The sequence below is a fragment of the Kribbella sp. NPDC049227 genome (assembly GCF_043197265.1).
GTDB lineage: Bacteria > Actinomycetota > Actinomycetes > Propionibacteriales > Kribbellaceae > Kribbella.
Genome location: NZ_JBICST010000022.1, coordinates 1 through 1,196, shown reverse-complemented (window position 1 = coordinate 1,196; position 1,196 = coordinate 1). Strand labels below are relative to the sequence as shown.

Sequence of the window (1,196 nt, the reverse complement as noted above, 5' to 3'; positions counted from 1 at the left end):
GACGCCGATGCGGCTCCGGCCGGCCCAGGCCAGCCATGCTTTCAGGGCGTGTTTGCCGGCGTCGCCGCCGAGCTTGAAGACGTGGCGTAGGCCTTCTTTGAGCAGGTAGGCGCGATGCAGGCGAGGGCTGGAGGTGGCGATCCAGGCGATCTGGGCACGTTGTTTGACGGTGAGGTCTTCGGGGTTCTTCCACAGCGCCCAGCGGGACCGCGCGATGGTCTGGGCGGCGTTGCGGGAGGCGTTGTAACGGTGCCCGACCAGGGAGCCGATCTGTTGGGTGCCACCGGCCTGGCGGCGGGCGGTGTTCCAGGTTTCGCGGCGTACCTCGTCCAGACAGTCCGTCGCCCAGGACACGACGTGGAACGGGTCCGCGCACAGCTGTGCTTGCGGGGCCCGGTCACGGACCACACTGCTGATCCAGCTCGCCCCGTCGGCCGACACGTGCGTGAGCGTCTCGGCGCGGTCCGCCTCGAGGGCGTCGAAGAACCTGGTGACGGTGGCGGTGTCGCGGCCCGGCTCGGCCCACACCAGGTTTCCCGAGTCGTGATCGACCACCACGGTCAGGTATTTCTGCCCCTTCCGATAGCTGATCTCGTCGATCCCGATCCGCCGCAGGCCGTCGAGCCGGCCGGTGACAGCGTCCACGTCGGCGCACACCCGCTGCACGATCGCCCCGACCGTGCGCCAAGCGATCCGCATCAACTGCGTGACCGCGGTCTTCGACGTCTGCGTGGCCAGCCACGCCACCTGGTCATCGAACATCCGGGTATGGCCGGCGTCGTGCCGGGCCCAGGGCACATGAGCGACCACCACCCCGTGCTCTGGGCAGGTCACCCGCACCGAATCGGCCTCCACGAACACCCGGACCACACCCAGGTCCAAACCCCGCCACCGGCGCCGCTCACCACGACCCTGGTCATATCCCCGGCTTCGGCGCCGGCACCGCCCGCACCGGCCACGCTCCCGAGCCACCGGCCGCACCGACACCACCACAACCCGCTCGTCCTCGTCGAACCAGACGTCCTCGATGACCGTCTTCTCAACCCCCAAAACCGCACACCATAAGCTGTCCGCACGCACGCCGTTCTCCTGCTCACCAGGTTCCTGTTCCCAGACAGCTCAGAAACCTAGACAGGGAACGGCGTGCGCCACTCCAGCCACGCACAAACCACCCACACATGCGTCAGGAGAGCCGG

General features: G+C 68.5%; 1 protein-coding gene. It reads right to left on the bottom strand.

Annotated features, from left to right (window positions below; translation table 11 throughout):
- A partial coding sequence (locus tag ACGFH6_RS44615; protein ID WP_393397500.1) for an ISL3 family transposase occupies positions 1-1,080 on the bottom strand: 1,080 nt, incomplete at its 3' end.
- Positions 1,081-1,196 lie beyond the last annotated feature (116 nt).